This window comes from Sphingomonas sp. UYP23, assembly GCF_054059235.1.
In genome coordinates, this window is record NZ_JBSSBX010000001.1 from 3,650,630 (window position 1) to 3,672,834 (window position 22,205).

Genomic DNA, 22,205 nt, shown 5'->3' on the forward strand with positions numbered 1-22,205 from the left:
GATGGCGAGCGCGGCCAAACGCGCGGATGGCTGGGATCCGACACGGTCGGCGGCGGGCAGCTACAGCCCGTGGCTGATCGTGGCGATCATCTCGATCCCGACCTTCATGGAGGTGCTCGACACCTCGATCGCCAACGTCGCGCTTGATCATATTGCCGGCGGCCTGTCGGTGTCGAACGACCAGGCGACGTGGGTCCTGACGAGCTATCTCGTCGCCAATGCGATCATCATCCCGATCAGCGGCTGGCTGTCCGACGTGATCGGGCGGAAACGCTATTTCATGATTTCGATCGGCCTGTTCACGCTGTCGTCGCTGATGTGCGGCCTCGCGCCCAATCTGTCGACGCTGGTGATCGCGCGCGTGCTCCAGGGGATTGGCGGTGGCGGCCTTGCGCCGGTCGAGCAATCGATGCTCGCCGATACTTTCCCGCCGCGGCTGCGCGGCATGGCGTTTGCGGCGTTCGCGATCGTGGTCGTGGTGGGGCCAGTGCTCGGGCCGTCGCTCGGCGGCTACATTACCGAAAACTCGAGCTGGCACTGGGTGTTTTTGATCAACGTGCCGATCGGAATCGTGTCGCTTTTTCTCGTCAATCTGTTCGTCGACGAGCCCAAGGCGATCAAGGACGACCGCGCCAAGCTCCTCAAGCGCGGGATCCGCGTCGATTATATCGGCATCATCCTGATCGCGCTCGGCCTCGGGTTCTTCGAGCTGACGCTCGATCGTGGCGAACGCGAAGACTGGTTCTCGAGCGGCCTGATCATCGCGACTGCGACGATCTCGGCGCTCTCGCTGATCGCGCTCGGCTTCTGGGAAACCAACCATCCCGAGCCCGTGCTCGACCTCAAGCTCCTCAAGAATCGCAACTTCTCGCTGACATTGCTGGTGATGGGCGTGACCGGCATGATCCTGTTCGGCACGACGCAGCTGATCCCGCAGATGCTGCAGCAGGTGCTCGGCTACACCTCGTTCCAGGCAGGGCTCGCTTTGACGTTCGGTGGCGTGGCGACTCTCGTCATGGTGCCGTTCGCGGGTCGCTTGTCGGGGGTGGTCGACGTCCGTCTGCTGCTGTTCCCGGCGTTGCTCGTCCAGGCATTTGCGCTGTGGAACATGACGCATCTCAACGCCGACATCACCTTCCTCGATGCCGGGGTGGCACGGCTCTACCAGGCGATGGGTTTGCCGTTCCTGTTCGTGCCGATCAGCGCGGTCGCCTATGTCGGGCTGCCGCAAAACAAGACCGCGCAGGCGTCGAGCATGCTCAACGTCGCGCGGAACCTTGGTGGCTCGATCGGCATTTCATCGGCGCAGACGCTGCTCGCCTCGGGGCTGCAACGGCACCAGTCGGAACTCGTCAACGGGCTCAGTCCGCTCAATCCCAATTACAATGAGTGGCTTGCCAAGGCTGGCAGCGCGTTTGGTGGGGTGGGGGATCCGACGACGACGCCGCTCGCGGTGCTGTATCAGACGGTGCAGCGCCAGGCAGCGATGCTCGCCTTCCTCGACGTGTTTCATTCCTTGATGATCGTGGTGCTGTGCGTCGCCCCGGTCGTCTTCTTTATGCGCTCCGGCAAGTCCGGTGGCTCCGGTGGAGGCATGGCCCATTGACCCGCTCTCTTCTCACGACCGCGCTGCTCGGCGCGACGCTGCTGGCTAGCTGTACGGTCGGCCCGAACTATCATGCGCCGGAAATGGCCGTGCCGCCGGCGTTTGCCGAAGCGCAGCGCGCCGATCCGGGGGCGACGATCGACCCGGCGCATTGGTGGACCGCGTTCGGTGACGCGACGCTGACGTCGCTCGTCGAGCGTGCGCTAAAGGACAGCCCGACAATCGCGATCGCCGGATCGCGCGTCCGCGAGGCGCGATTGCAGGAGATCGCTGCGCACGCGATCGGCAAGCCGACGGTCGATGCGACGGGCAATGTGACGCATGTCGAATTCAGCAAGAATTCCGGCTTGTCCTCACTCGCCAGCCTGTTTTCGGGTGGAGGCTCGGGCGGGTCAGGGAGTTCGGGCGGAATCGCGCTACCGGGCAGCGGGATCACTACATTTGCCGCGGGCTTCGACGCGAGCTGGGAGATCGACCTGTTCGGCGGCGGGCGCCGCAGCGTCGAGGGTGCGCTTGCGCGGACCGACGCGGCGGTCTGGTCGCAGCGCGATGCCGCGGTCACGCTTGGCGCGGAGGTCGCGCAGGCCTATTTCGCGCTTCGGCTCGACCAGGCGCAAATCGCAGTGGTCGAGGACGAGCTCGGCCGCGAGCGTCGGTCGTTGCAGATTGCGGGTAATATCGCGAAGGTCGGGCTGTCACCGCAGATCGACGTGACGCGGCAGCAGCAGCAGATCACCACGCTCGAGGCGCGGCTCGAGCCGCTGCGCGCCGATACACGGGTGCGGATGCACGCGATCGGCATCCTGCTTGGCACGCAGCCCGAGAGCCTCACCGCAGAACTGAGCGCGCCGCTGCCGCCGCTGCAGGCGGTGCCGATCGTGCCGGCGGGGCTGCCATCGGATCTGCTGCGGCGGCGCCCCGATATCCGGATGGCCGAGCGCAATCTCGCGGCATCGACTGCCGATATCGGCGTCGCGGTCGCTGATCTGTACCCCAAGTTCAAGCTCACCGGGATGGCCGAGTTGCTGTCGACGTCGCTCGCCTCGCTTATTTCGCGCGACAGCATTCAGGCGACCGGCGTGGCGGGGGTGACCTTCCCGCTGCTCGATTGGGGACGGCGGCGCGCAACAGTCGGCGTTCGCAAGGAAGACCGCGAGCAGGCGTATCTGCAATATCAGGCGACCGTGCTGGGTGCGTTGCGCGATGTCGAGGACCCGCTCGCCCGGCTCGACGCGGAGCGGCGGCGCAATGCGGCGCTGCGACGCGCGGTCGCCGATGCCGAGGCCACCAACCATGCCGTCTATGCGCAATATAGCGCAGGGTTCGTCGCGCAGAATTCGCTCATCGATGCGCAGGTGAGCGTGCTCAGCGCGCGCGAACAGCTCGTCGCAAGCGACGCGCAGCTCCGGCAGGACACCGCCGCCTTGTTCAAGGCGATTGGCGGTGGCTGGGAGCCGCCCAAGGCGGGGTGATTGGCAAGCGGCGGGGTGTGCGTCTAGGGTCGGGCGATGGACCTTGCCGCTGATCTGCCCACCGCCGCGCTGACGCATCTTGAAGCGCTGATCGGCTTCGACACGACATCGCGCGATTCGAATCTTAGGCTGATCGAATATGTCGAGGCGTTTCTCGGCAGCTTCGGGGTGGCGTCGCGGCGAGTCGCCAACGCCGACGGGTCGAAGGCCAATCTGTATGCGACGATCGGGCCGGCCGCGCCGGGTGGGGTGGTTTTGTCGGGCCATACCGATGTCGTGCCGGTCGATGGCCAGGCATGGGCGAGCGATCCGTTCGCGCTGACGCGGCGGCGCGCGCGGCTCTATGGTCGCGGCACGTGCGACATGAAGGGCTTTCTCGCACTGGCCTTGGCGGCGGTCCCGGCTTTTGCGCGCGGCGAGACCGCGCGGCCGCTGCATCTTGCGTTTTCCTATGACGAGGAAGTGGGCTGCCTCGGCGCGCCGTCGATGATTCGCGCCTTGGTGTCCGAACTCCCCGCGCCGATCGCGGTCATCGTCGGCGAGCCGACCGAGATGGAAGTGGTGAGCGGGCATAAGGGCATTTCGACGTGGCGGGTCACCGTGACGGGACATGAGGCGCATTCGAGCCTCACGCATCTGGGCGTCTCGGCCAATATGGTGGCGATCGGGCTGATGGCCCAGTTGCGCGCACTCGCCGAGTCGTTCGAGCAACATCCCGATCCCGCGTCGCTGTATCACCCGCCGCACGCGACGCTGACTGTCGGCCTGATGCATGGCGGCACCGCGGTGAACATTCTGGCGCGCGAATGTGGTTTCAGCTTCGATTTGCGAACCCCGCCGGGGCAGGACCCCGATGCGATCATGGCGCCGTTCCTCGCGGTCTGTGCGGCTGAGGATCGTGCGCTCAAGACGCGCTTTGCGGATGCCGGCGTTGCGATTGCGCGGCGTTCGGCGACGCCGTCGTTCGCGCCCGAGCCGGGGGGCGCCGCTGAGACGTTGGCGCGGCGCCTGGCGGGCGACAACGGACCGGCGCGCGTCGTGCCGTATGCGGCAGAGGCTGGGCAGTTTCAGGGGGCGGGGTTTTCGACGATCATCTGCGGGCCGGGCTCGATCGAGCAGGCGCATCAGGCCGATGAGTATCTGGAAATCGCTCAGTTCGAGCGTGGCGCGGCGTTCATGCGGCGGCTGATCGAGGCGATGCGCTAAGGCGCTGCGAAAAATTTCGCCAGTACGAAAGTGCGCGGAACAGCGCGAAATATTTGGGGCGTCGAAGTCAAGCGAGGTAGAGCGCGGGCGACCGCCTCGTCTGCTCAATCGCGCGCGCCGGGGCGGGTGTGCGCCACAGTTTGACCCGACACTCCCGATAACAGCCTCCAAACCGGAGCTATTTTCGTTCGTGCCGGGCCGGATCGAGGATTAGAAAGGGCGCATCGATTCGCCGTAGATCAATGCGAGGACAAAACGCAACATTACTTTTCTCCCATGTTACACCCAGTTGGGTGCCAAACATCCTTAATAGACTGTTAAGCATGAAGCAATCGCGCTTTTGGGGGCGGGGCGATGGCGACGCGCGCCTTAACTGTTCTTTCAATGCTGGCGGTTAGCGCAGTGCTATGGCGCGTATCCTGCAACCACAGTTCCCTCTCCGCCGCCCGGCGCGAGGTATGTCGGCAAGAGCTGCGGCCGATGGCGCCGCGAGCCTGCCGCCCCCGGCGCGGTCGCGTCGCGCCAGTACGCAACGCAGTTCGCAGCGGGGGAACGCGGACCTTGGCGGGAATGTGTGGCAGTTCGTGTGTCTGGTGCAGATCGGGAACTTCGCCGCCTTGCGTCGGCATCTCGGTCCGACGCGCGCCGAAGACCTGGCGCGCGAACTCGAAGCGCGGATTGCCGTCACCTTACCCGATGCATCGACTTTAGCGATTGGTCGGGCAACGATCGAGGTCGCGTTCATCGGCGACGGCTTTGCAGCGCTTGAGGCCGCGGTTGCCCGTGTGCGCGAGGCGACCGCGCGACCGTTCGACATCGACACCGAATTGCACGCATTCGAAATCCTGGTCGGGGCGGCGGGCGCGCCACACGGGACGACCGAAGATGTCCGCCTGGTCGAGGAAGCCGAGGGTGCGCTCGATGATACCCATGCCGAGCAGGATACCGTCTTGCGGGATCTGTCGGCCGGCACGGCCGCATTCGATCGGCTGACGCTCACGCGCGAATTGCCGCGCGCAATCGCCGGTGGCGAGATGTTCCTGCAATACCAGCCGAAAGTCCATGTTCGAAAGCAGGAAATCAACAGCGCCGAGGCGCTGGTCCGTTGGCAACATCCGACCCGCGGGTTGATCCTGCCAGGCGATTTCATCACCGTTGCCGAAGAGGCGCGCCAAATCTCGGCGCTGACCTTGTGGACGATCGACGAGGTGATCCGCGATCAGCGGACGCTGGCTGCGGACGGCCACGAACTTACGATCTTCATCAACATCTCCGGGCAATTGCTGGGCGACCGGAATTTCGTCGAGGCGGCCTGCGCAGCGGTCCGCGCCGGTGACGTCAAGATCGGGTTCGAGATCACCGAGACCGCGGTCATTCGCGACCCCGATTCCGCGATCGCCAATCTGCAGGTGCTGGCCGATCAGGGAATCGTGATCGCTATCGACGATTACGGCGCGGGGCTGTCGTCGCTCGCCTATCTCAAGCAGTTGCCCGCGCGCGAACTCAAGATCGACAAGATGTTCGTCCTGCAATTGACCAGCAGCAATCGTGATCCGTTGATCGTTCGATCGACGATCGATCTTGCGCATGCCCTCGACATGGAGGTCACGGCCGAGGGGGTTGAGACGCAGGCGGCGATGGCGCTGCTCTCTGTAATGGGCTGCGACATGATCCAGGGATATCTGATCAGCCGTCCGATCTCGATCGATGCGTTCCGGCGTTTCCTGCACGACTATCGCGCGCGTCCGGCAGAGGATCCGCGCAAGTCGATGTTCCAGCGGCCGGCGGCATTCTGGAAAAGTGCCTGAGGGCATTCCCAGATCCTGCGGTTAGCGTCGCTTTAATAGGTTTGGCTGCAAGAGGGGGTCATGTGGCGAGCGCTCCTTCGGACAATCACCTGTATAGCGATCGCATTTACGGCACCGCTCGCGTCGGCCGATGCCGCGTCGGGGCAAAGCCAACCGCCGTCGGCGGAGAACTATGAGGCGTTGATCGCCGACGCCAAAGCTAAAATGATGACGGATCCTCCCAAGGCGATCCTTCAGGCAAAGACCGCCGAACGGACGAGCGCGTCGATGGTCGGGCGCGACAAGATCATTGCGGTGGCAACAGCGCAATGGCTTCAGGGCGAGGCCTATGTCCGCCTGAACGATCTGGACAAGGCAGAGCCGCTCATCACCCACGCGATCAGTCTCGTGGCAACGGGTGGTCCGCCGACCAAGCTTTACGGCGATCTCTTGCTCTCACTCGGCGGCTTGAAGACAGCTAAGGCCGATGTCGCGGGTGCCCTGGCAGCATATCAACGCGCGCATGAGGTGTTTCGTGCGACGGGAGAGTTACGAAGCGAAGCAATCGCCATCGTCCTTATCGGCGTTCTCTATCAAGAGGCCGGCAATCAGGAGCAGGCCCTCAAATATTTCGCGAAATCGCTCGATGTCTATCAGGGAGATCCGCAGATCTCCGTCTCGGTCTACAACAATCGTGGCATTTCCTTGCAGGAGCTGCAGCGTATTCCTGAGGCGCAGATCGAGTTTCGTAAGGCACTCGCCATTGCGCGACAATTGGCAAGCCCGTCAATGCAAGCGCAGACGCTCCGCAACATCGCGCGCGGCCAATTGCTCGCGGGACAGCCGATCGAGGCCGACCGATCGGTAGCGCAGGGAATGGCGGTTTCGAACGGTGACGAAGCGGCGTCCGTGCGGAACCACTTCCTCGTCCTCTCGGCCTGGTCCGCCCGGCTGCGCGATCATCTGCCGCTCGCCGAACGGCTCATCACGCGCGCCTTTGCCAATGTCGATCCCGATGCGCCGACGCTCGACGTGCGCGAGGCGCATCAGACCGCGTATGACATCTTCAAGCAGGCCGGCAATCAAGCCCAGGCGCTCGTCCATCTCGAAGCGCTCAAAGCACTCGACGACAAGACCTCGGAGCTCGCAGCCTCGGCCAACACCGCGCTCGCCGCGGCGCGTTTCGATTTCGCGACGCAGGAGCTCAACATCGAAAAGCTCAAGCGCGCGGAACTGCAGCGCAACATCGAGGATGCCAAACTGCGCGCGCGGACGCAGCAGACGATTTTTGGTGGCGCCGCGATTGCCACGCTGATCATCATGGGACTGCTCGCCTTCGGCTTGGTGACGATCCGCCGCAGCCGCAACGAAGTCCGCGCCGCCAACGTCGATCTCGGCAAGACCAACGCCGCGCTCGCCAAGGCGCTCGCCGCCAAGACCGAGTTCCTTGCGACCACCAGTCACGAGATCCGCACTCCGCTCAACGGTATCCTCGGCATGACGCAGGTCATGCTCGCCGACCGCACGCTGACCGACACCCTGCGCGACCGGATCGGGGTGGTCCACGGTGCGGGCGTCACGATGCGCGCGCTGGTCGACGATATTCTCGACGTCGCGAAGATGGAGACCGGCAATCTCACGCTCGAAGACGTGCCGTACGACCTCAAGGCCACGCTGCGTGAAGTGTCGCGCCTGTGGGAAGAGCAAGCGCGCGCCAAGGGGCTGACCTTCGTGCTCGATCTCGATGAATGCCCCGATCATGTCGTTGGTGACGCAGCACGGGTGCGGCAGATTGCCTTCAACCTTCTGTCGAACGCCCTCAAATTCACTGCGGCCGGGGAGATCCGGCTGGCGGCATCGGCGCGCGGGTCGGCGCTTGCCATCGCGATCAGCGACAGCGGGATCGGGATCCCCGCCGACAAGCTCGGCATCATCTTCGAATCGTTCCGCCAGGTCGATGCCGGGACGACCCGGCAGTTCGGCGGCACTGGTCTCGGGCTTGCCATCTGCCAGAACCTGGCGGAAGCGATGGACGGTGCAGTCGTCGTGACGAGCACGGTCGGCCGCGGATCGACCTTCACCCTCGAACTGCCGCTGCGGCTCGCAGCTGCTCCGGAAGCGATCGCGAAGGATGTCGCGGCGCCAGCCACCGCGCTGCTCATCCTCGACCGCAACCCTATTTCCCGCAGCATGTTGCGTGCCGTCCTCGCAGCGCGTGCGGGCGAGATCGTGTTCGCATCGTCGCTCGAAGAAGCGGTGGCGCGGATTGAGGATGGCGGTATTGCGCGCGTGCTGATCGACGATAGTACGATCAAGGCCGAGCCCGATCTCGATGCGGCACTCGCCGCGCTCGGCGCATATCCCATTCGATCGACTTTGCTCTGGTCGGCGCCTGATGACGCCGATCGCGCCCGGTTTTCCGTCGCGGGGATCGATCAGCTCGTCGCCAAACCGATTGCGGGCGTTGCACTCGCCGCGGTGTTGTTCGACAGCGCGCCCGATGATAATCGCAGCCTATTAACCCGTGTCACGCAAGCGGCATGAAATAGAGATTCCCGTAATGTCGTATGTGACCTTCTCCTTCAAACGTCTGGCGATCGTGTGATGAATATTCTGTTCATCGAAGACGATCCGATGAATCGCCGCGTCGTGAAGGATATGCTCGACGTCGCCGGCGCGAGCATGACCGGAGCAGAGAGTGGTGAGGCCGGGCTCGCACTGATCGAGTTGCAGGATTTCGTGATCGTGCTGCTCGATTTGCGCATGCCGGGAATGGACGGCTTCGAGACGCTGCGGCGCATCCGCGCGCGCGGCGATGCCAAGGCTACTTTGCCGGTGATCGTGCTCACCGCCGATACCGCGGTCGATCTGCGCGAACGGTGCCTCGCCGAGGGTGCCGACGAAGTGCTGTTCAAGCCCGTCGCGATGGACTCACTCTTCGACGCGATCGGACGGATGCTCGCCAAGGGGCTTGGCGACGGGATGATCGGCTGAGCGCGCGCCGCCGGCCGGCCGTCCGAGCACACCCTCCATCGATGCGGTCGCGCTGCCGCGCCGCGCCGGTTTGGGTTGCGACGGGGCAGGGGACCATCCGGTGAGATAGACGATGTCGAACTGCTCTGCGGTCTTGCCGTCGGGATCGGCGCGCGCCGCGAACAGATCCGCCGCGCGCGCGAGCGTGTCGCGCCGCAACGGGGTACGGTCGCGCAGGATGTTGGTTCCGCCCATGCCGCGCAGATCGCGCAACAACCCGCCAATCCCGCGATAGCGCACGCTGAGCGGCTCGATATCGGCGACGGGGAGCGCAAATCCGGCGCGCATCAGCAGGTCGCCCGCCGAACGCACGTCGATCTGCGGATGGATCCGTGCCGCAGGACGGTCGCCTTCCCCCTCGCGCAGCACCGCGCGCAGCGTCGACAGCGTCCCCATGCCGCAAAACGCCGCAAGGAACAGTCCGTCGGGCCGCAGGGCTCGCCGCGCCAGCGTCAGCGCGCCCGGAAGATCGTTGACGCTGTCGAGCACGCCGGCCGAGACGACCAGATCAAATGCGTCCGCTGCAAAGGGCAGGCGATCCTCATCCGCCTGCACACCACCGACCTGCGCCGCGAACGCCGCGCCGGCGTCACAGCGTACGACCGTCGCGCCAGCTGGAGCCGGGAGCGCTCCGTCGAAGCAGCCGAGGTCGAGCATGTCGCTGAAGCGGTGGGTAACGCTCGCCAGCCGCTCGGCGATCCCGTCGAGCATCGCGGCACGCAGGAAGTCGAATTCGGCAAAGCCGGGGGCGGCGCGGTCACGACGCCGGCGGCGCGCTTCGCGGTCGAAGATGTCGGGAACGCTCATCGTCGCGCTTGTGCCGTCGGCGAGGGCAGGCGACAAGGGCCGGCGTGTCGCCCTGGCTCGTTCCCTTGCGCTTCGTCGCCGATTTCGCGCTGCCGCCGCGCTGCCCCGGATGCGGCGGCGTGACCGGTGCGGACCATCTCTTCTGCGCCGATTGCTGGGGCAAATTGCGCTTCCTTGCGCCGCCCTGGTGTGCCGGTTGCACCGTGCCGTTCGCGCATGACCGCGGGCCGGACGCGCGGTGCGCGCAATGCCTTGCCGACCCGCCCGACCATGCCGGGATCCATGCCGCGGTCGCCTATGGCGACGTTGCGCGCGGGGTCGCGCTGCGGCTCAAATATGGCGGCCGCACCGCGCTGGCCCAGACCGTCGGACGGCAGATGGCGCGGCTCCTGCCGCTCGACGCCGAGTTGCTGGTCCCGGTGCCACTGCACCGCTGGCGTTTGTGGTCGCGCGGCTTTAATCAGGCCGCGTTGATCGCTCAGGCCGTCACGCGCGCACGCGGCGTGCCGAACGACCCGCTGCTCTTGCGGCGCATCCGGGCGACGCCGCCGCTGCGCGGGATGGGCGCCAAGGCCCGCGCGCGCGCGGTTGCGGGTGTCTTTCGCGTCGTCGATCCGCGGGCCCGGTTGCAGGGCAAGGCGGTGGTGCTGGTCGATGACATCTACACCAGCGGCGCCACGACCGACGCCTGTGTCCGCGTGCTGCTGCGCGCCGGTGCGGCCAGCGTCTCGATCCTGTGCTGGGCGCGTGTGCTCGACGATGCGCTCGACGCTGGCTGATTGACAAGCGCGGTCTGCGTCCACATCTTTGATCGATGCCAAAAATCGAAATCTACACCAAAGCCTTTTGTCCGTATTGTGCGCGTGCGATGAAGTTGCTCGCGTCGAAGGGCGCCACACCCGAAGAGTTCGACATCACGATGGGCGGGCCGAAGCGCGCCGAGATGCTCGAGCGCGCCAATGGCGGCACGACCGTTCCGCAGATCTTCATCGGCGGAAAGCATGTCGGCGGGTCCGACGATCTTGCCGCGCTCGAGCGCGCGGGCAAGCTGGACGCGCTGTTGGCCGCATGAAGATCGCGCTGGCGCAGCTGACGAGCGGGATCGACCCCGCCGCCAATGCCAGGACGATCGTCGCGGCCATTGCGGAAGCGGCTGCGGCCGGGGCCGCGATGCTGTTCACGCCCGAAATGTCGGGTCTGGTCGACCGTGATCGCGGCCGTGCCGCCAAGGTGCTGTGCGGCGAGGATGAAGACGCGGTGCTGGCAGCGGTCCGCGCGGCTGCGGCAGAGCATCGGCTTTGGGTGCACCTCGGGTCGCTCGCGGTGCATGGCGAAGATGGGCGGCTCGCCAATCGGGGGTTCGTGATCGACGATACCGGCGCGATCCGCGCGCGCTACGACAAACTCCATCTGTTCGACGTCGACCTGCCAAGTGGCGAGAGCTGGCGCGAATCGGCGAGCTACGCACCGGGCGAGGGGGCCGTGGTGGTCGATACTCCCGCGGGCGCGCTCGGCCTGTCGATCTGCTATGATCTGCGCTTTGCCGATCTTTATCGGGCACTGAGCAATGCCGGCGCGACGGTCCTGGCGGTTCCCGCCGCCTTCACCCGCCCTACTGGCCTTGCCCATTGGCACGTCCTGCTGCGTGCGCGTGCGATCGAAGCCGGGGCCTATGTCGTTGCGGCGGCGCAGACCGGGCTCCATGCCGACGGACGTGCGACATACGGCCATTCGCTCGTGATCGATCCCTGGGGCGAGGTGATGCTCGACATGGGCGAGGCGGCGGGCATCGGTTACGCCGAGATCGACCTTGCGCGGGTCGCCGATGTGCGGGCGCGAATTCCGGTGCTGGCACACCGACGCCCAATCCCGGAGGTCGCGTCGGCGTGATCGTGTTCGATCTGCGCTGTTCGCAGGCCCACGTCTTCGAAGCATGGTTCGGATCGAGCAGCGCATTCGAGGATCAGCGCGAGCGTGGATTGCTCAGCTGTGCGATCTGCGGCGATCGCGCGGTCGGCAAGGCCGTGATGGCGCCCAATGTCGGCGCGAAAAGCAATAGCCGCAGCGAGGTGGTAGCGAGCCGGCCGGATATCCAGACGCCCGCCCCGACGCCGGGGGCGATCAAGGCGGCGCTCACCGCGCTCGCCACGGCTCAGGCGGAGATGCTCAAATCCTCGCAGTGGGTCGGCCGCGCCTTTGCCGATCAGGCGCGCGCGATGCATGTCGGCGAAACCGCCGCGGCACCGATTCACGGCGAGACGACGCTTGCCGAGGCACAGGCGCTGCTTGAAGACGGCGTCGCGATCGCCGCGTTGCCACTGCCCGTGGTGCCGCCCCGATCGGTCAATTGATCGGCTGATGGCTGGCCCGCATGGCACAAGGGTCGCTGGTTTCGCCAATTGGACGCAGCGACCCTGGGATGATCGAGATTGACCTGAGGGCGCCGCAAATCTACCCACATGCACGGAGCCCCCGTAGCTCAGGTGGATAGAGCGACGGTTTCCTAAACCGCAGGCCGGTGGTTCGAATCCACTCGGGGGCACCAACCAAACCCGCGTAAATCCAGGACCAGTCGGCGGATGTGCACCCCGCGGTGAGAGTGCATCGGCAAAGTCGCATCTGTCGATCGCCAAGCTGTTCCGATGTCAGAGCGTGGTTTGCCCCGTTTACGTGGCCGGCCAAATGTGTCGCGGATGGCTAGACCTGCGTCGTTTCGCCCAACACCTCGGGCGGACGCTCACTACGGAGAACCCAGAGTGCATCCGTATCAGAGCGTGGACGACACCAATGGCTCGACAACTCTGAGCTTCGACGACCTGGCTGCCTCGGTTCGTAGCCTGCAGATTCGCATGTGGTTCACAGCGTGGGCAAAGTCTGGCGTGCCAGTCCTGAAGCCCGATCAGTTCGATACTGTCGATGTCGGTTTGTGCTTGGAGGATCGACGTTCCGCCGTTCACACCCTGTGTGGTATTCGGGTATGCCTCCGGCCGCTGGTTTAGCGTCGATCGTGCGCTCACAGAATTTTGGTATCACCCGAATTATAGAATAATCGATTGGACACGAGCATGAAGCATCTGGTCGCAATAGTCTTTTCGATGCAGGCATGCGCCGCGGCGGCGCAAGTATCGGTTTCCGGTGTCCCCGCGACTGGGGCGTCAACGACGACCGCGGTGTTGCCAATCGCGCAATATGGCACGCCGCACCGGGCATCTGCCCCGCTGCTCCCGGCGACGCCCTCGCGCACGTCGGACACATTGGTGAAAAAGCAGACCTTCCCCAAGTCGTCGAGTGCGGCGGCCTCGCTCAATCTTCCGCACGGGGTTGCGCCAATAGCCCCCGTCGATGGCGATTGCTGGACGACTAAGAACGGCATGTCCTGCCGGATCGGAGACGTTACGATCGGTCCGTTCGCTGGTGCGGCGAATGCAAACACCTGGACGGGCACCGCCGCGTTTCCGATACTCTCGCCAAATCTCACCGCGGGTGCGTACCACATGTACCATTCGATGCTTATGGGCGGAATTGATCCTGCATCCCTCTATGCAGCGCAGCAGGCCGGATTGGCGGCGACGGACGCGCTGACGGTCGGCGTCAAATCAACGCGCAGTTCGATCCATCAGATCAATGGCATCGCGGCCTATGTCGACTCCTATCGACCAAGGCCGACGACCCCAGGCGGCGATGTGGCCGGATATTTTCAGGCGAATTGCCATGTATCGGGGTGCAACGTCTGGCCGATCAACACGCTGGCAGTAGATACTGCGGGACTGACATCACAAGTCCTGACCAACGAGTTCGATTTCAATGTCAATGCCGCCGACACAGTCGTCAACGGCGTAGCTGTAACGCTGACCTCCAAGGTCGCCATGAACCAGAGGGGGAATTCTTTCACATGCAGCTCTAGTGGTCCGTCCAAATGGGGCAGTTGTCTTATTTCAAGCGACGGCGGCGCAAGCTACATTGTCTATTCAGGCACCGCCAGCGCCTCCAATAACTCACAATCACAGTTGATTGCGCTCAAAAGCCGGACAAGCGCTGGTGTTGTTGGCGAGGCAACGATTGTCGCGGACGCCAATGGAACGCTCAACCTTGCCAGCGGAATCCAAAACGCGGGCATTTCGTTCCGGAACAAGGACAGCACCGAATATGCATCTGTGTCATCCAAGGGTATGGCGACCACGAACGATCTGATCGTCAAAAATCAACGCGGAACGTCACTTTTTCAGATCCATCCAAGTGCAAGCGATGTGAACGGCATCGTCATGCGATCCGGCGCATCAGGTGCGGCGCCGAGCATCGCGGCTCAGGGCGCGGATGCGAACATCGATCTTAACCTCGCGCCAAAGGGAACTGGCACCGTAAGGGTTGGCGATGTTTCGGGCGTATCGTGCGCGGCGGGGACCGTCAGCCTTGCCACGCTTGTGGTCACGAATGGCATCATTACCCATTGCTGATCGGCAACCCCTAGCTGCGACCCAGCGAGGATGCAGCGGTCCGGATCGTGGTGGAGGCAGTGGTGGTAGGGGTGGAGAACAACGAGCAAAGCACTTGCGGCCACTCTGCGGCGATCTCGCCACCGAAGAAGGCTCGGCGACCGTCCGCGAGGCGATCGTATTCTATCGCGGCCGTCCCAACCTGCTCGGGTAGTCCGTGCGCGGCCTCCCTCCTTGCGCCCAAGGTCACGCTGTCCGCTCCAATGGGGTATGGCCTGATGGGATTGGGGCCGACGCGCTGGCCACCGCCGACAACACAGGCATCGGGAATGGCCGTGAGATGACGCAAGCGAACTATCAGTCTGCAACCCGAGCTATGCGGTGTACGCGGCGTTATCGATGTCCTGGCTATGCCAATCCTGAAGCCGCGAGTTCGTGCGCCGATCGGAGATAAATCGGCTGTTCAATCGGCGGAAACGCGGCTATTTGCCTTGTCGCAACCGTGGAACCATCGGTTTCCTAAACCGCAGGCCGGTGGTTCGAATCCACTCGGGGGCACCATTGTCGTCCGACGGGGGTTGGAAGTGCTGCGATAGCAGAACGCCTGGCATACTCCCCGTGCTTGCCGCAACCCAATGAGACGGGCGGATCGCCGCCCGCGGAATCGTGAAATCCTATGACACCCAGCGAAACCTACCGCGCCAATGCCGCTGCGCAGCGTGAAGCCGCGCAAAAGACCACGCTCGCCAATCGCCGCGAGATGCATGAGCGGTCGGCTTATGCGTGGGAAGCCATGGCGGAAGCGAATGAGGCAACCGCAGCGCGGGCGGTGGTGAACGCTGCGGCAAAACTCGCCGGCTGAGCGCACCTGCAATTTCGGAATGTCACAACGCCTGACACCGACACGCCGCGCGGCGTGCCGGTGTCATGGTGTTGAAATACCCGTAACGGATCAGGCCTTCATATGGCCGGCAAGGTGCTTGTTCATTTCGAACATGGTGACCTTGTCCTTGCCGAAAATCTTCTTCAGCTTCTCGTCGGCGACGATCTCGCGCTTGTTCTCCGGGTTCTGGAGATCATGCTGCTTGATATACGCCCAGACCTTGCTGATCACTTCGCTGCGCGGCAGCTTGTCCGCACCGACGATTTGAGCAAGATCAGCCGAAGGGGTGATGGGCGCGAAGATGCCGCCGGTCTTGGGGGCGTCGCTCTTCGCGGTTGGGGTCTTGGCCATAAATAGTCCTTCCTGATGTGCCGTTAAAACCGACATCGGTTTCACGCCTTCGTTAGCGCTGCGCTCTTGTGCGCTGCCTTTCCGTCATTGTCACTCCTAACAATGAACTCGGGATTTTCGGGCGAAGCGGCGACCTTATGCCCCTTTATCGTGGTCGGCTTGGTCTGCTTTTTCTCGACCACGCCGTGCGCCGTACCGCCATGCGATTTCCAGGTGACATGGTCACCGGCCTTAGGGTCCTTCATCCTGCGCTCCTGTCGTTCGGGGAAGGAGCGCATGACGAAGCGGTTCGGTTGCATCGCTTTACCGCGGCCGGGGACCGCAAGGGCCTCCGGTCGCGGCAGCAAAGCGTCAGAATGCCTTGCGCAGCGTTACGCCGTAGGTCCGCGGTTCGTTGATATAGCCGCTGAAGCTGCCATTCTGCACCACCGTGGCGAAGGCGCCGATGAAGTAATTGTCGTTGCCCAGATTGCGGATCCAGCCCTGAATCTCGAACTGGTCGGGCAGGTTGAGCCCGATGCTGGCGTTGACCGTCTTGACCTCGGCGCTGGCGATCGATGCCGGCACGGTGTCGGTCAGCGGGGTCTTGCTCGAATAGACGAACTCGCCGCGGACATAGGCGCTGATCCGATCACTGATCGTCTGCGTATAGATCGCGTTCACGTTTGCCGACCATTTCGAAATCCCCGACGGCGTCGTGCCGCTCAGATCGCGGAATTGCGGCGGCAGCGTGCCCGCCGGCGATCCGGCCGGAACCTGGCAGCGCGCATCGAACGAAAAGCACGGCGCGCGGGTAAAGGAGTCGTATTTCGGGTCGAGATAGGTGCCCGACGCGTTGATCACCAGCGCGCGGAACGGCTTATACGATCCCTCGACTTCGACACCGCGCACCGACTGACTGCCGGCGTTGACCAACGCGAACCCCGTTCCCGTAAAGGCGTTCGACTGGAAGCCTTTGATCTTCTCGTCGAACACAGCGATGTTCAGATAGCCGCCGCGGAACCGGGCCTTTGCGCCGATTTCATAGACTTCGACATTCTCCGGATTGGCGGTGCGGCCGACGCCGTTGGTCGCCGGGCGGCTGTCCGACGACAGGTTGTAGGCGCCCGCCTTCCAACCGGTCGAGTAGCTGGCATAGACGTTGATATTGCTGTTGATGTCGAACTTCGCACGCGCGAGATAGGTGAACTTGTCGCCCTTCAGAATGCCATTCTCGGTCGCATTGGGGAAATTGACCGGCCCATGGTTGGGTGTGTCGGCATAGAAGAACTGCACCGCGTTCAGGCCAGCGAAGAGATTGGTCGGGATCCGCGCCGCCGCAGGCGCGCCCGGCGCAATGATCGCGAGCGGGAGGAAGCCGAGTTCGGGGACGTTGTTGAGATTGAGCTGCGAGAAGCGATCGGTCAGCACGACGTTCGACACTGCCGCCTTGCGATCGTGCAGATAGGCGCCGCCGACGGTCAACGTGAGGCGCTCGAACGGTTTGAAATCGGCTTGCCCGAACACCGAGAAGGACTGGTCGTTCAACGTGTAATTGTCGAAGATTCCGGTCCCTTGCGCGAAATAGGTCTGGCCCGGCACCACGCTGGTATTGCCGGCGGCGCGCTGGAGCGATTCGAGCGTGAGGATCGGCGGCACTGCGCCGGCGGCTGGCAAACCATTGGCGCCGCGCGTGATCGTCACCGCATCGGCAAAGGCGCGGGCATCGGCGCCGTAGAGGATGTTACGCCCGCTGCGGATCTTCTCGTCGGAATAGAAGGCGCCGAGCAGCCAGTTGAAGGGCCCCGCATTGTCCGACGCAAGGCGGAATTCCTGCGTCAGCGTTTTGATATTGTCCGACGTCGTCTGGTTCGAAATGTCCGCGCCGGTGAAATCGACGTCGAGCGTGGTATCGTTGGTCTGCGTGCGATAGGCGGTGATCGAGGTCAGCTTGGCAAAGCCGACGTTCCAATCGATCTGCCCCGAGATGCCCTTGCCGGTCAGTCGATTGTTGGGCGAGGTGTTGTACACAACCTGGCGGTTGAACGCGGTTGCCGGGTTGCCGATCACCGCGCCGACGCCACCGAACGCGCGCGGCGCGCCGATCAGCTGCGTGACGGGGCCGTTGAAAATCGTGACAGCACCGCAGCAGACTTCGTTGATATGGTTGAGATCGGCGATGATGCGGACCGAAAAGTCCGACGACGGCTCGAACAGCAGGTCACCGCGCAGCGAATAGCGATCGCGACCGTTGACCTGCACCTTGTTGACGAGGTTGGTGTAATAGCCGTCGCGCTGGTTGACGCTGCCGTAGAGCCGGAACGCCAGCGTTTTCGATATCGGCCCGGTGACCGAGGCGCGCGCTTCGATATTGCCGAAATTGCCGGTCGTCGCTTCGGCGCCGCCGCCCCAGCTGAATTGCGGCCGCTTTGTCACGATCGAGATCGCACCCGCCGACACGTTCTTGCCGAACAGCGTCGACTGCGGACCGCGCAGCACTTCGATCCGCTCCAGATCGGGCAGATCCGCGATGGCCGACGCCGAGCGCGAGCGATAGACGCCGTCGATGAACACACCGACCGAGCTCTCGACGCCGATATTGCCGGTACCGTTGCCGAAGCCGCGGATCTGAAAGCCGGTCTGGCCCGAGCTCTGCAGCTGGTAGACCTTGAGCGAGGGTACGCTCGCCTGGAGCGAGATGAGGTCGAGGATGCGGGCCTTCTTGATCGTATCGGCGCCGGTGACCGCGACCGAGACGGGAACGTCCTGCAGCGTCTGTTCGCGCTTGGTCGCGGTGACGATGATGTCTTCGCTATCGGAGCCGCGCGAATCGACCTGTCGCGCGGCGGGTGTCGGAGCGGGCGCGCCTTGTGCCTGGGTGGTCGGCGGCATATCTTGCGCGAGCGCTGGACACGCGTAGAGCGAAACCAACGCCGATGCAGCGAGCAGTTCGAATTTCTTCATGATGGCATCCCCTAGCTCCGCCGCCTCCAGTCTATGCCAGATGACGGTTTTCGAAGATCAGGTTCGTTAAATGATGCGGCATAGTCAATGGGCTAAATTACCTGGAGCGGGGGATAGCGCGGGATCATTCGAAGGCGGTAGCATTACACGTAAGGACTAATTCCATGTTGCAGTACGGCGAAGTTGGCCCGCCGTACGGTTGCCGCATGGGTGGATTGTGAAGGAAGCAGCGTGGACGGACGGAATGAGATGGAATTCGGCGTTGCGGAGATCGGGGCCGACGGCAAGATCGTGGTGCCCGACGTGGTTGCAGAGGCGGTCCGCACGCTGATCCATTGGGCGGGCGACGATCCGACGCGCGAGGGGCTGCGCGATACGCCGGCGCGAGTCGCGCGGGCGTGGAAGGAATATTGTGCGGGCTATACAGACGATCCGGCGAAGCATTTGTCGCGCGTGTTCGAGGAAGTCGGCGGCTATGACGAGATCGTCCTGCTCAAGGACATCCCGTTCCAGTCGCATTGCGAGCATCATATGGCGCCGATCATCGGTAAGGCGCACATCGCCTATCTGCCGGGGGATTACGTCGTCGGCATCTCCAAATTGGCACGCGTGCTGCATGCCTTTGCGCGGCGGCTGCAAGTCCAGGAACGGCTCACCGCCGAGGTTGCCGATTGCATCTGGACCAACCTCAAGCCGCTTGGTGTCGCGGTGGTGATCGAGGCGAGCCATGCCTGCATGACGGCGCGCGGCGTGCGCACGCAAGGCGTGACGATGGTGACGAGCCGGATGATGGGCGTATTCCGAGACGATGAGCGCAGCCGCAAGGAAGTGCTCGCGCTGATGGGGCGCCGATGAGCGCTGCGCGAACCGTTTTGGTGACCGGCGCCGCCCGCCGCCTCGGCGCGACGATCGCGTGCCAGTTGGCCGGGCAGGGGTGGCGGGTCGCGATCCACCACCACCATTCGGGCGACGATGCCGATGCGCTCGCGACCTCGCTTCCAGGCGCGACCGTCGTGTCGGGGGATCTTGCCGATCCAGCGGTGCCCGCGGCTTTGGTTGCGGCGGTGCGGGCGGGTTTCGGTGGACCGTTGGTGGCGCTCGTCAACAGCGCGTCGCTGTTCGATTATGATACGCCGCCCGAGATAACGGCTGCGTCTTTACGCACGCATGCTGCGGTCAATGTGGAGGCGCCGGTAATGCTGGCGAATGCGCTTGCGGCGCAGGACGATCTCGTCGCGGGGGCGGTGGTCAACATCCTCGACCAGAAGGTCGCCAATCTCAATCCCGACTTCTTTTCCTATAGCTGCGGCAAGATCGCGCTGACTGGCGCGACGACGATGCTCGACCAGGCGCTGCGTCCGCGGGTCCGCGTCAACGCGGTCTCGCCCGGCCTGTCGCTGCCGAGCGCCGACCAGAGCGAGGCCGAATTCGTCGCGGCGGCATCGAAGAACCTCCTGCAACGCCCGGTGGACCCGCTCGACATCGCGCGCGCGGTCGGGTTCCTGCTCGATGCCGATGGGGTGCACGGACAAAACCTGTTCGTCGATTGCGGCCAGCATTTCCTCAAGCGCGACCGCGACGTGATGTTCGAGGACCGCGCATGAGCGCGCGCTTCACGACGGTCCTCGAGGGACTCGAGCTGGTCATGGGGCTCGGCATCCATCCCGCCGAGCTCGCGGCGCCCCAGCGCGTGATCGTGTCGGTGCGGATGGAGGTGGTCTATCCCGCGCCGCCGGGCGAGGACCGGATCGATGCGGTGCTCGATTACGATTTCGTTCGAAGTGGGATCCAGGATCTGGTGGCGGGGCGGCACGTCCATTTGCAGGAGACGCTGTGCGAGGCGATCGCGGCCCTGTGCCTCGCCGACGCCCGCGTTGAACGCGTGACGGTGCGGACGTCGAAGCCGGACGTGTATCCGGACGCTGTGGTGGGTTGCGAAATTACCCGGGGTCGGTGAGGACCAAGCCTCCCCGTCCCCGGGGATGATCTACGCCCGGTTCGCCGCGCTCAGCACCGCGCGCACCGACGCGGTTGCGATGTCGGCGTCGATGCCGACGCCGAACACCGTGCGCCCATCGGCGGTGCGACATTCGACATAGGCCGCCGCTTGCGCATCGGCACCATGCCCGATCGCATGTTCGCTATAATCGACGACATCAAGCTGCGGTCCGGTGGTATCGCCCAGCGCGGCGATCACACCCGAAATCAGGCCGTTGCCGCGGCCCGAGATCGAGCGCTCCTCGCCATCGACGGCGACGTGCCCGACGAACACCCGATCCCCGACGCTGCCGCTCTCGGTATAATCGAGCAGGCGGAAGCGATCCTCGCCACGCGCGAGATAGGTCGCCTCGAACAGCCCCCAGATGTCGCTCGCATTCATCTCGCGGCTGGTCTCGTCGGCAAGGCGCTGGACGTGACGGCTGAAATCGGCCTGAAGCCGCTTGGGGAGCTTGAGGCCCTTGTCCTGCTCGATCACCCAGGCGACGCCGCCCTTGCCGCTTTGCGAGTTGACGCGGATTACCGCCTCGTACGAGCGGCCGAGGTCGGCCGGGTCGATTGGCAGATAAGGAACTTCCCACAAAGGGTCGTTCTTGGCGTCCTGCGCGGCGAAGCCCTTCTTGATCGCATCCTGGTGGCTGCCCGAGAAAGCGGTGAAGACCAGGTCGCCGGCATAGGGGGTGCGCGGATGAACAGGGAGCTGCGTGCAGTAATTGACGGTGTTGACGACCGCGTCGATGTCCGAGAAATCGAGCTTCGGATCAAGGCCTTGCGTGTACATGTTCAGCGCGACCGTCACCAGATCGCAATTGCCGGTGCGTTCGCCGTTGCCGAGCAGGCAGCCCTCGACGCGGTCGGCGCCCGCCATCAGGCCGAGCTCGGCGGCGGCGACCCCGGTGCCACGGTCGTTATGCGGATGCAGGCTTAGCGCCACCGTGTCGCGGTTCCGGATATTGCGGCTGAACCATTCGATCTGGTCGGCATAGACGTTGGGCGTCGCGCATTCGACGGTCGCGGGCAAATTGAGGATCAGCTGGTGGTCCGCCGTCGGACGCAGCACGTCCATCACCGCCTCGCAAACCTCCAGCGAGAAATCGAGCTCTGCGGTCGAGAAGGTCTCGGGGCTGTATTCGAAGAACCAGTCGGTGTCGGGCTGGGCGGCCGCCTGGTCGCGCAGGATCATCGCGCCGTCGATCGCGATCTGCTTCACTTCGGCGCGGCTCATGCCGAACACGATCTTGCGCCACGCGGGGCTGACCGCGTTGTAGAGATGGACGATCGCCTTGGGTGCGCCGCGCAGCGATGCGAAGCTCGTCTCGATCAGATCACGACGAGACTGGGTGAGAACCTGGATCATCGTGTCGTCGGGGATGCGGCCGTCGCGCACCAGCCCCGAGATAAAATCGAACTCGGTCGCGCCCGCGGCGGGGAAGCCGACCTCGATTTCCTTGATCCCAACCTTGACGATCAGGTCGAACATCCGCGTCTTCTTCTCGGCGTCCATCGGATCGATGAGCGCCTGGTTGCCGTCGCGCAGATCGGTCGACAGCCAGCGCGGCGCCTTGATGATCGTCTGCGACGGCCAGCGGCGATCGGGCAGGTCGATAGTGGGGAAGGGACGGTATTTGGTCGACGGGTCACGCAGCATGGTCGGTCTCGCTCGGCATCGCGGTTGTTTGGGGGCGC

The 22,205-nt window shown here is 64.3% G+C and carries 20 protein-coding genes and 1 tRNA gene; 16 read left to right on the forward strand and 5 right to left on the reverse strand.

Going from position 1 to position 22,205, the window contains the following annotated elements:
* Position 1: 1 nt before the first annotated feature.
* The 6 genes from ACVWYO_RS17995 (at position 2) to ACVWYO_RS18020 (ending at position 9,065) form a co-directional block, all read left to right on the forward strand.
* The gene (locus ACVWYO_RS17995; RefSeq protein ID WP_140849430.1) at positions 2-1,606 is read left to right on the forward strand and encodes a DHA2 family efflux MFS transporter permease subunit; all 1,605 of its coding nucleotides are present in this window, start codon (positions 2-4) and stop codon (positions 1,604-1,606) included.
* Entirely contained in the window at positions 1,603-3,078 is a 1,476-nt protein-coding gene (locus ACVWYO_RS18000; RefSeq protein ID WP_457353117.1) for an efflux transporter outer membrane subunit, read from the forward strand. The genes ACVWYO_RS17995 and ACVWYO_RS18000 overlap by 4 nt, the downstream gene beginning before the upstream one ends.
* A 36-nt stretch (positions 3,079-3,114) precedes the next feature.
* Complete coding sequence (gene argE / locus ACVWYO_RS18005; protein WP_457353119.1) at positions 3,115-4,284, forward strand: acetylornithine deacetylase; 1,170 nt, start codon at positions 3,115-3,117, stop codon at positions 4,282-4,284.
* A gap of 593 nt (positions 4,285-4,877) precedes the next feature.
* Positions 4,878-6,092 (forward strand): EAL domain-containing protein, encoded by a 1,215-nt coding sequence (locus tag ACVWYO_RS18010; protein ID WP_457353121.1) that lies wholly within the window; start codon positions 4,878-4,880, stop codon positions 6,090-6,092.
* Between the two features lie 207 nt (positions 6,093-6,299).
* Positions 6,300-8,615 carry an ATP-binding protein gene (locus tag ACVWYO_RS18015; RefSeq protein ID WP_457353123.1) on the forward strand — a complete coding sequence of 772 codons (2,316 nt, stop codon included), beginning with the start codon at positions 6,300-6,302 and terminating at the stop codon, positions 8,613-8,615.
* 60 nt (positions 8,616-8,675) lie between these two features.
* Positions 8,676-9,065 (forward strand): response regulator, encoded by a 390-nt coding sequence (locus ACVWYO_RS18020; protein ID WP_457353125.1) that lies wholly within the window; start codon positions 8,676-8,678, stop codon positions 9,063-9,065.
* Here ACVWYO_RS18020 and ACVWYO_RS18025 read toward each other — a convergent pair.
* A complete protein-coding gene (locus ACVWYO_RS18025; protein ID WP_457353127.1) occupies positions 9,003-9,911 on the reverse strand; it encodes a class I SAM-dependent methyltransferase in 909 nt (302 codons plus the stop codon). The genes ACVWYO_RS18020 and ACVWYO_RS18025 overlap by 63 nt on opposite strands.
* A gap of 44 nt (positions 9,912-9,955) precedes the next feature.
* Between ACVWYO_RS18025 and ACVWYO_RS18030 the strand changes: the two genes are divergently transcribed.
* From ACVWYO_RS18030 to ACVWYO_RS18060, 7 genes are all read left to right on the forward strand, one after another.
* Entirely contained in the window at positions 9,956-10,690 is a 735-nt protein-coding gene (locus tag ACVWYO_RS18030; RefSeq protein WP_457353129.1) for a ComF family protein, read from the forward strand.
* Positions 10,691-10,725: 35 nt separating this feature from the next.
* Positions 10,726-10,983: a glutaredoxin 3 gene (gene grxC / locus ACVWYO_RS18035; RefSeq protein WP_457353131.1), complete on the forward strand. Its 258-nt coding sequence runs from the start codon at positions 10,726-10,728 to the stop codon at positions 10,981-10,983.
* Entirely contained in the window at positions 10,980-11,801 is an 822-nt protein-coding gene (locus tag ACVWYO_RS18040) for a carbon-nitrogen hydrolase family protein (protein WP_457353133.1), read from the forward strand. The genes grxC and ACVWYO_RS18040 overlap by 4 nt, the downstream gene beginning before the upstream one ends.
* Complete coding sequence (locus ACVWYO_RS18045; RefSeq protein ID WP_457353135.1) at positions 11,798-12,262, forward strand: DUF1178 family protein; 465 nt, start codon at positions 11,798-11,800, stop codon at positions 12,260-12,262. The genes ACVWYO_RS18040 and ACVWYO_RS18045 overlap by 4 nt, the downstream gene beginning before the upstream one ends.
* Before the next feature lie 117 nt (positions 12,263-12,379).
* Positions 12,380-12,456 (forward strand) — tRNA-Arg (locus tag ACVWYO_RS18050).
* A gap of 520 nt (positions 12,457-12,976) precedes the next feature.
* Positions 12,977-14,365 carry a hypothetical protein gene (locus tag ACVWYO_RS18055; RefSeq protein ID WP_457353137.1) on the forward strand — a complete coding sequence of 463 codons (1,389 nt, stop codon included), beginning with the start codon at positions 12,977-12,979 and terminating at the stop codon, positions 14,363-14,365.
* 655 nt (positions 14,366-15,020) lie between these two features.
* Positions 15,021-15,206: a hypothetical protein gene (locus tag ACVWYO_RS18060; RefSeq protein ID WP_010186188.1), complete on the forward strand. Its 186-nt coding sequence runs from the start codon at positions 15,021-15,023 to the stop codon at positions 15,204-15,206.
* A 90-nt stretch (positions 15,207-15,296) separates the two neighbouring features.
* Here the strand turns inward: ACVWYO_RS18060 and ACVWYO_RS18065 are convergent, their stop codons facing one another.
* From ACVWYO_RS18065 to ACVWYO_RS18075, 3 genes are all read right to left on the reverse strand, one after another.
* On the reverse strand, positions 15,297-15,578 hold the full coding sequence (locus ACVWYO_RS18065; RefSeq protein ID WP_457355043.1) for an SWIB/MDM2 domain-containing protein: 282 nt from the start codon (positions 15,576-15,578) through the stop codon (positions 15,297-15,299).
* A gap of 41 nt (positions 15,579-15,619) precedes the next feature.
* A complete protein-coding gene (locus ACVWYO_RS18070) occupies positions 15,620-15,823 on the reverse strand; it encodes a DUF2945 domain-containing protein (protein ID WP_457353139.1) in 204 nt (67 codons plus the stop codon).
* 106 nt (positions 15,824-15,929) lie between these two features.
* Positions 15,930-18,521, reverse strand: coding sequence for a TonB-dependent receptor (locus ACVWYO_RS18075; protein ID WP_457353141.1), 2,592 nt, complete (start codon positions 18,519-18,521; stop codon positions 15,930-15,932).
* Positions 18,522-18,770: 249 nt separating this feature from the next.
* On the opposite strand from ACVWYO_RS18075, the gene folE reads away from it, so the two are divergent.
* From folE to ACVWYO_RS18090, 3 genes are read left to right on the forward strand one after another with little or no spacing between them, the layout of a single operon-like run.
* Entirely contained in the window at positions 18,771-19,376 is a 606-nt protein-coding gene (gene folE / locus ACVWYO_RS18080; protein ID WP_457355045.1) for a GTP cyclohydrolase I FolE, read from the forward strand.
* Positions 19,373-20,125, forward strand: a complete 753-nt coding sequence (locus tag ACVWYO_RS18085; protein ID WP_457353143.1) for an SDR family oxidoreductase — start codon at positions 19,373-19,375, stop codon at positions 20,123-20,125. Before folE ends, ACVWYO_RS18085 begins: the two co-directional genes overlap by 4 nt.
* The gene (locus tag ACVWYO_RS18090; RefSeq protein ID WP_457353145.1) at positions 20,122-20,478 is read left to right on the forward strand and encodes a dihydroneopterin aldolase; all 357 of its coding nucleotides are present in this window, start codon (positions 20,122-20,124) and stop codon (positions 20,476-20,478) included. Before ACVWYO_RS18085 ends, ACVWYO_RS18090 begins: the two co-directional genes overlap by 4 nt.
* Before the next feature lie 30 nt (positions 20,479-20,508).
* Here the strand turns inward: ACVWYO_RS18090 and leuA are convergent, their stop codons facing one another.
* Positions 20,509-22,167 (reverse strand): 2-isopropylmalate synthase, encoded by a 1,659-nt coding sequence (leuA, locus tag ACVWYO_RS18095; RefSeq protein WP_457353147.1) that lies wholly within the window; start codon positions 22,165-22,167, stop codon positions 20,509-20,511.
* Between the last annotated feature and the right edge of the window lie 38 nt (positions 22,168-22,205).

Coding starts and splice junctions, on each gene's coding strand:
- ACVWYO_RS17995 (WP_140849430.1), top strand. CDS start 2: ATGGCGAGCGCGGCCAAACGCGCGGATGGCTGGGATCCGACACGGTCG.
- argE (WP_457353119.1), top strand. CDS start 3,115: ATGGACCTTGCCGCTGATCTGCCCACCGCCGCGCTGACGCATCTTGAA.
- ACVWYO_RS18015 (WP_457353123.1), top strand. CDS start 6,300: ATGACGGATCCTCCCAAGGCGATCCTTCAGGCAAAGACCGCCGAACGG.
- ACVWYO_RS18020 (WP_457353125.1), top strand. CDS start 8,676: ATGAATATTCTGTTCATCGAAGACGATCCGATGAATCGCCGCGTCGTG.
- ACVWYO_RS18025 (WP_457353127.1), bottom strand. CDS start 9,911: ATGAGCGTTCCCGACATCTTCGACCGCGAAGCGCGCCGCCGGCGTCGT.
- grxC (WP_457353131.1), top strand. CDS start 10,726: ATGCCAAAAATCGAAATCTACACCAAAGCCTTTTGTCCGTATTGTGCG.
- ACVWYO_RS18040 (WP_457353133.1), top strand. CDS start 10,980: ATGAAGATCGCGCTGGCGCAGCTGACGAGCGGGATCGACCCCGCCGCC.
- ACVWYO_RS18055 (WP_457353137.1), top strand. CDS start 12,977: ATGAAGCATCTGGTCGCAATAGTCTTTTCGATGCAGGCATGCGCCGCG.
- ACVWYO_RS18060 (WP_010186188.1), top strand. CDS start 15,021: ATGACACCCAGCGAAACCTACCGCGCCAATGCCGCTGCGCAGCGTGAA.
- ACVWYO_RS18065 (WP_457355043.1), bottom strand. CDS start 15,578: ATGGCCAAGACCCCAACCGCGAAGAGCGACGCCCCCAAGACCGGCGGC.
- ACVWYO_RS18070 (WP_457353139.1), bottom strand. CDS start 15,823: ATGAAGGACCCTAAGGCCGGTGACCATGTCACCTGGAAATCGCATGGC.
- ACVWYO_RS18075 (WP_457353141.1), bottom strand. CDS start 18,521: ATGAAGAAATTCGAACTGCTCGCTGCATCGGCGTTGGTTTCGCTCTAC.
- folE (WP_457355045.1), top strand. CDS start 18,771: ATGGAATTCGGCGTTGCGGAGATCGGGGCCGACGGCAAGATCGTGGTG.
- ACVWYO_RS18085 (WP_457353143.1), top strand. CDS start 19,373: ATGAGCGCTGCGCGAACCGTTTTGGTGACCGGCGCCGCCCGCCGCCTC.
- ACVWYO_RS18090 (WP_457353145.1), top strand. CDS start 20,122: ATGAGCGCGCGCTTCACGACGGTCCTCGAGGGACTCGAGCTGGTCATG.
- leuA (WP_457353147.1), bottom strand. CDS start 22,167: ATGCTGCGTGACCCGTCGACCAAATACCGTCCCTTCCCCACTATCGAC.